This is a genomic window from Mesorhizobium sp. M0848 (assembly GCF_040319805.1).
In the GTDB taxonomy this organism is placed as follows: domain Bacteria; phylum Pseudomonadota; class Alphaproteobacteria; order Rhizobiales; family Rhizobiaceae; genus Mesorhizobium.
In genome coordinates this window covers 186771-192770 of record NZ_JAMYOM010000012.1, presented here as the reverse complement: position 1 = coordinate 192770, position 6000 = coordinate 186771, and the positions used below count along the sequence as shown (strand labels likewise).

Sequence of the window (6000 nt, the reverse complement as noted above, 5' to 3'; positions counted from 1 at the left end):
ACCCCCCCGCGGGGGGGCGCCCCCCGCCCCGGCCTGCCCCGGCGTGGTTTTGCGCCTCGGGGCGCCTGGCCCGGCCCGCGGGCGCCAACCCCCCCCTTCGGTTTCCGGCGCGGGCCCTCGGGCCCCGCCCGCGTCCGTTTCAGAACCAGACGTCGCTGAGGCGATGCCCTCGTGGATAAGGGTCTGTCGGGTCGAGGCCGTACTGGCCAATGCTGGTAATCCAGGCCTGCCCGGCAATGGTGACCACGACAGCGTCGCGATCGCCGACGCGCGCATTGGCGATCACCCGGGAATCGAAATGGGTCCCGATGATCGACTTGTTGCGGAACAGCTCTCCCTTGGCGATCTGCCCCTTTGCCGACATCACCGCCAGCCGCCCGGTGGTGCCGGTGCCCGTAGGCGAGCGGTCGAGCCTGCCATGCAGACACACCGTGCCGTTGACGCTTTCCACGCGACCGTCGACGCGCTTGATCGGGCCTTCGAAAATCACGTTGGACACGTCGCGGATCTTAGCGTTCTCCGGATGCACGACAACGAGCTGTTCGTTGGCCGCCTTCTTGATACGTTGGCCCATCAGCGACATCTGGTGTGCCTCGTCGGGTGTTATGGAAAAGCCCAGTGCGCGCGCGTTCACATGGGCGAAAGTCATGCCGCCATAGGAGGTGTCGACGGTGATCGTGCCGAGCCCCTCGACTTCGACAGGTGTGTCGAGGTGGAACGCGAAAGCCGGCACATTGGTGAACTCCACCTGCTTCACCTTGCCGTTCTCGCAGAGGCAGCGCACCTCGATCATGCCGGCCGGCGCCTCCATGCGCAGCCGCGTCTCGGGTTCCTTCATCGGCACCATGCCCGTTTCCAGCGCCACGGTGGCGACGCAGATGGTGTTGGAGCCCGACATGGGCGGGTATTCGGTGCTTTCAATTATGACGTAACCGAGATCCGCCGAGGGATCGCAAGGCGGCAGGATGATGTTGCCGTTGACGTAGGGCGCACCGCGCGGCTCGAACAAGAGCAGCCCACGAATGTCGTCCATATGCGCTTCGAGATACTCCTTCTTTTCGAACATGGTCTTGCCCGGAACGTCCTTGACGCCTCCGGTGATCACATTGCCGACTTCGCCCTCGGCATGGCAGCCGACGACCGTGAATGTTTTCGTCCAGCGCATTTTTCTCCTCCAGTGATTGATCTTGGCCCTGGCGATACCGATTCAGACCGTGTCGAGCCCCCGTTCGAGAAAACGATCGAGTTGTTCCATTTCCTGGTGCGAGAGGACGATACCGTCGCGCTCCGACGTCTCGCGGGCTAGGAACCGCCTTTGCGAGGGTAGGCGCGAACCTTGGCCCAAGATCGCCTCGAACAGCGCTTCAGCACGGCCCAGCGGATTGCCGGGCCGGCCGGCGGCGAAGGCTTTCGGCGAGAAAGCGATGACCAACTCTCCGTGCGACGGATAAAGCGTCGTGGTGCCAAGCAGCTCGAGCGCCCCGGGGCTGGTCAGGTCGCCGATCATGATCCCGGCGAGCAGTTCGATCATCGTCGCGATGGCGGAGCCTTTGTGCCCGCCGAAGGGAAGCATGGCGCCCGCCAGGGCAGCTTCGGGATCGGTCGTTGGCCTGCCGTCCGAATCCATGGCCCAGCCTTCCGGCAGCTTCTTGCCTGCCCGGCGGTGGAGCTCGATCTCGCCGCGCGCGGCAACCGAGGTCGCGAAGTCGAAAACGTAGGGAGGCTGCTCTTTACGCGGCCAGCCAAAGGCAAAAGGATTGGTGCCCAGCAACGGTCCGTTGCCACCGGTCGGAGCGACGGTGGCATAGCTCGGGCACATGGCCAGGCCGGCAAGGCCTGCCTGGGTCAAGGCTTCGACTTCCACCCAAAGGGCGGAAAAATGCACGGCATCGTTGATCGCTAGCGCGGCGATGCCGCAGGAGCGTGCCCGCTCGACCAGCACCGGCAGGCCCAGTTCGAAGGCCGGGTTGGCGAAGCCGTGCTTCGCATCCACTTTCACAATGGCGGGAGCGTCTTGCGGCAACAGTTCGGGCACCGCGTCTGGGTTTACCTTCCCTGCCTTGATCGTTCGCAGCGCGCCTTCGATCCGGTAGATACCATGCGATTTGCAGGCATCGCGCTCCGCCGCGACGATGACCCGTGTGATGGCGCTGGCCTGGATGGGGTTCAGTCCGGCCTTGCGGAAAATTGCATCGACGCGCTTATGCAAGGCATCGATGGTGAGGGCGGTATTGTTCATTTCTGGCCTTCGGGTTTGGCTGCGCGCAAACGCTGCCTTTAAAAATCCAGACCGCCGGCAAAGGCTCTTATATTCTGTGCAAGCAAAGCGGGCTGCTCGAGGGCTGCGAAATGACCACCGCGCGGCATCGCTGTCCACTGGCGGATGTCCTTGAAGACGCGCTCGACCCAACTCCTGGGCGGCATCGGCAGCTCTTTGGGGAACAAAGCCACTGCAAGCGGGACGTTGATCGCTGTGCCGGACGCGAATGCAAGCGGACGGGCGCGCGTTTCCCAATAGAGTCGCATCGACGAAGCGACGGTCCGGGTGAACCAGTAAAGCGAGATGTTGGCGAGCATGTCGTCGCGCGAAAATGCGGCGTTGGGCAGATCGCCATCGCAATCGCTCCAGTCGCGGAACTTCTCGATCATCCACGCTGCCAGTCCGACCGGCGAATCCGTCAGCCCATAGGCAAGCGTTTGCGGGCGCGTCGCTTGAATATGAGCATAGGCGCCATGAATATCCGCCCATTCGGCTTTCCGTTCCAGGAAGGCGCGTTCTTCCAAGCTTAGGTCGCCATCCGGGCCTGGATCGTGAGGAGGTGAGTATGAGCCGGGGATGAAGTTCAGATGCACCCCGGCGAGACTGTCTGGATGCGCGTGCGCCAGGCAGGTCGACACGCCGGCGCCCAGATCGCCACCTTGCGCGAGATATCGTTTGTAGCCGAGACGGCTCATCAACTCGGCCCAAAGGTCGGCGACGGTGAACAGGTTGAGACCAGGCCTGGTCGGTCGGCTTGAAAAGCCATAGCCGGGAATCGAGGGGACCACGACGTTGAAGGCGTCCTCCTGTCTTCCGCCATGCGAAAGCGGGTCGGTCAGAAGCGGGATCAACTCATGAAATTCGAAGACGCTGCCTGGCCAGCCATGGGTGAGTATGACCGTTCTGCCGGTTGCGACAGCGGCGCGCGCATGGATGAAATGGAGGGTTTCGCCGCCGATATCCGTCTGGTAGTGCGGATGGATGTTCCAGGCGGCTTCCTGCTTGCGCCAATCGAAGCCAGTGCGCCAGTGTTGCATTAGTCGGCGCAGTTGCTCGTGCTCCGTTCCCTGCGTCCAGCCTATTGCCTGCAACTGGTCCGGCTCGCGCCAGATCGAGATGCGCTTCTTCAAATCGTCGATTTCAGACTGGGCAATCTCGATGGTGAAGGGGCGAATTTTCATGGAGCCCTCTGCTCGCCGGCCATAAGGTTTCGGGCGGCGATAAAGTCGTGACTTTGCTGCCGGTTCGCGCGAAGCGCTTCTGTCGACGCTTCGATCGAGACCGGCAAGAAACGTAGGCGAGCGCCGACCGGCGCTTGCGCCAGCCGCCAGAAATCGGCTTCGATCACCGTGGCGATCTTCGGATAGCCGCCGCAGGTGTTGGCATCGGCAAGTTGGATGATCGGCTGGCCGGACGGCGGCACTTGAACAGTTCCCGGCACGATGCCGTGGGACAGCAATTCCAGCGGCGAGAGGAGGGAAAGCGTCGCCCCGGCAAGGCGATATCCCATACGGTTGGCGTCGTTGGTGATGCTCCATTCGCTGCCGGTGAAAGCCGCCTGGGCCTCCGGCCTGAAGGCGTCGAACTCGGCGGCCGGCAAAACCCGCAATTCGATTGCCGAGGCCAAGCCGTCCGCCGCGCCTCGCCGCTCTTCCAGCGCTGCGCCGATGCCGCCCGCGGGAAGGCGGCATTGCGCAGGGTTGAGCGCAAGCCGGTCACCGCGGGACAGACCGCGTCCGGCGAAACCGCCGAAACCGCCTTTCACATCCGTCGCGCGCGACCCCATGACGGACGGCAGATCGAGCCCGCCGGCAAAGGCGATGTAGGAACGAGCACCGATGCGCGGGGTTTCGAGGACTAGGGTCTCGCCGGCGCGGATCGTCATGGCCCACCAGGGTGGACAGGGCCGATCGCCGACGCTGACGGCGCAATCCGCGCCGGTGATGGCGACGGCGGTGTCGATATGCACGCGCAGCCGGAACGGATGAAGCGCGACCTCGATCCCGGCAGCCGAGGGGTCATTGCCCAGCATGAGATTGGCGATCGCCAGCGCCTGCCTGTCCATGGCGCCGCCATGGCTGACCCCCAGCGCCAGATGACCGGGCCGGCCGAGATCCTGGACCGTGTTCGGCAAGCCGGTGGTGAGGATCTCGATCATGCCTCGATCTCTGCGATTGCGAATCGGATTTTGTCTCCGGGCCTGAGCAGCACGGGCAATTCCGCTTCGGCCTTGAACAGCTTCACGTCGGTATGGCCGATTATGTGCCATCCGGAAGGCGCAGTCATCGGCATGATACCCGCCTGCGCGCCACCAATGATGACGGCGCCCTCAGTGACTTTGAGGCGAGGCGTGCGGCGCCTTGCCCAGGCAAGCAGCGGGTCGAGACCGGACAGATAGGGAAAGCCCGGCATGGCGCCGATGGCGGCGACGGTGTAGGTGGCCGCCGCGTGGCGGCTGACGGTCTCGTCGACAGACATGCCGCAATGTGCGGCCCAGCCGGCGAGATCCTCGCCGCGCGCGCCGCCATAACTGACGGGAATGGTATGATGCGTGCCGGTCACCGCGTGGGCATCGGTGCAAGCCCAGAGCGACATCAGCTGACCCGTGACGCTGTGGGCGTCCGTAGCGAGTGGGTCAAACACCACCAGCAGGTTGTTCATGCCGGGAACGGCCTCGCGCACCCCCTCTAGGCGCAGCGCGGCATTCGCCACCGCCCAGACCAGTTCCTGGGTGGCATCGCTGAAAGCCCCCTGCACGCCATCGAGCAGCAGCGCGCCCGATCCCGCAAGACTGATGTGAGGCGTACCGACAACCATGGGCGGTCAGTCCTTCACCGGCACCGTATAGTTCAGGATCAGGCGACCGCCATCCGGATAGATGGTCTGGCCGACGATGTAGGAAGCGTCGTCGCTGGCCAGGAAGGATGCGACGCTGGCGATCTCCGAAGGTTCGCCACAGCGGCCGCTCGGCGTGCGCGACAGGATGGTCTGGCGCTGCGCTTCGCTGGCCATGACCGAACTCTTGACCATGTCGGTCAGGATGGTGCCGGGGCCGATGGCGTTGACGCGGATGTTATGCGGGATCAATCCGACGGCCATCACCGCCGTCAATTGCTTGATGCCACCCTTGGACACGGCATAGGCGACGGAATTGGGAATGGCCAGGATGGCGTTGATCGACGACATGTTGATGATCGAGCCGCCGCGTCCCTGCGCGATCATGGCCCTTGCCGCGGCCTGCCCGAGAAGGAAGGGCGCCTTGAGATTGACGCGCTGAACCAGGTCGAAGGCTTCCTCGGGGAAGTCGACGAAATCGTCCAGATGGATGATGCCGGCATTGTTGATGAGGACGTCGACACCGCCGAATCGCTCTGTGGCCTTGGCAACAACATCGGCTGCCATTTCCTGCGTGCATTCGGAGAGATCCGCCGATAGCCAGGCGGCACGCTCACCAAGACGTTCGGCATGCTCGCGCCCGCGATCGGCCTGCACGTCGACAAGCACAACCTTGGCGCCATCGGCATGAAAGCGCTCGGCGCAGGCAAGGCCCAGGCCTTGTGCCGCCCCGGTAACGATCACGACTTTTCCTGCATGCTTCACAGCCAATTCCCTTTTTACAATCATGGCTTTTATGGATATGTTATCCAATCTATCTTGAACTTTGCCGCCATTGCAAGCCCGGACGGGTGGGCCTTTGCGGTCATGTTTGCCCGAGTGGCGGCGTTTATGGGCTGCTTTGG

At 63.6% G+C, this 6000-nt stretch carries 6 protein-coding genes; all 6 read right to left on the bottom strand.

What is annotated here, in order from left to right; all coding sequences use genetic code 11:
• Positions 1–139: 139 nt before the first annotated feature.
• The 6 genes from NKH95_RS16260 to NKH95_RS16235 are packed head-to-tail and all read right to left on the bottom strand — an operon-like array spanning position 140 to position 5860.
• Positions 140–1165: a proline racemase family protein gene (locus NKH95_RS16260; RefSeq protein WP_023809519.1), complete on the bottom strand. Its 1026-nt coding sequence runs from the start codon at positions 1163–1165 to the stop codon at positions 140–142.
• Between the two features lie 42 nt (positions 1166–1207).
• Positions 1208–2239, bottom strand: a complete 1032-nt coding sequence (locus NKH95_RS16255; protein WP_352892040.1) for an Ldh family oxidoreductase — start codon at positions 2237–2239, stop codon at positions 1208–1210.
• A gap of 38 nt (positions 2240–2277) precedes the next feature.
• Entirely contained in the window at positions 2278–3441 is a 1164-nt protein-coding gene (locus NKH95_RS16250) for an epoxide hydrolase family protein (RefSeq protein WP_023809517.1), read from the bottom strand.
• Positions 3438–4418, bottom strand: coding sequence for a 5-oxoprolinase subunit C family protein (locus NKH95_RS16245; RefSeq protein WP_023809516.1), 981 nt, complete (start codon positions 4416–4418; stop codon positions 3438–3440). The genes NKH95_RS16250 and NKH95_RS16245 overlap by 4 nt, the downstream gene beginning before the upstream one ends.
• The gene (gene pxpB, locus NKH95_RS16240; RefSeq protein ID WP_352892030.1) at positions 4415–5077 is read right to left on the bottom strand and encodes a 5-oxoprolinase subunit PxpB; all 663 of its coding nucleotides are present in this window, start codon (positions 5075–5077) and stop codon (positions 4415–4417) included. The genes NKH95_RS16245 and pxpB overlap by 4 nt, the downstream gene beginning before the upstream one ends.
• Before the next feature lie 6 nt (positions 5078–5083).
• Positions 5084–5860, bottom strand: a complete 777-nt coding sequence (locus tag NKH95_RS16235) for an SDR family NAD(P)-dependent oxidoreductase (protein ID WP_023809514.1) — start codon at positions 5858–5860, stop codon at positions 5084–5086.
• Positions 5861–6000 lie beyond the last annotated feature (140 nt).

What these genes read in the sequence shown, in the direction of transcription:
- NKH95_RS16260 (WP_023809519.1), bottom strand. Translation starts at nt 1,165, where the DNA reads ATGCGCTGGACGAAAACATTCACGGTCGTCGGCTGCCATGCCGAGGGC.
- NKH95_RS16255 (WP_352892040.1), bottom strand. Translation starts at nt 2,239, where the DNA reads ATGAACAATACCGCCCTCACCATCGATGCCTTGCATAAGCGCGTCGAT.
- NKH95_RS16250 (WP_023809517.1), bottom strand. Translation starts at nt 3,441, where the DNA reads ATGAAAATTCGCCCCTTCACCATCGAGATTGCCCAGTCTGAAATCGAC.
- pxpB (WP_352892030.1), bottom strand. Translation starts at nt 5,077, where the DNA reads ATGGTTGTCGGTACGCCTCACATCAGTCTTGCGGGATCGGGCGCGCTG.
- NKH95_RS16245 (WP_023809516.1), bottom strand. Translation starts at nt 4,418, where the DNA reads ATGATCGAGATCCTCACCACCGGCTTGCCGAACACGGTCCAGGATCTC.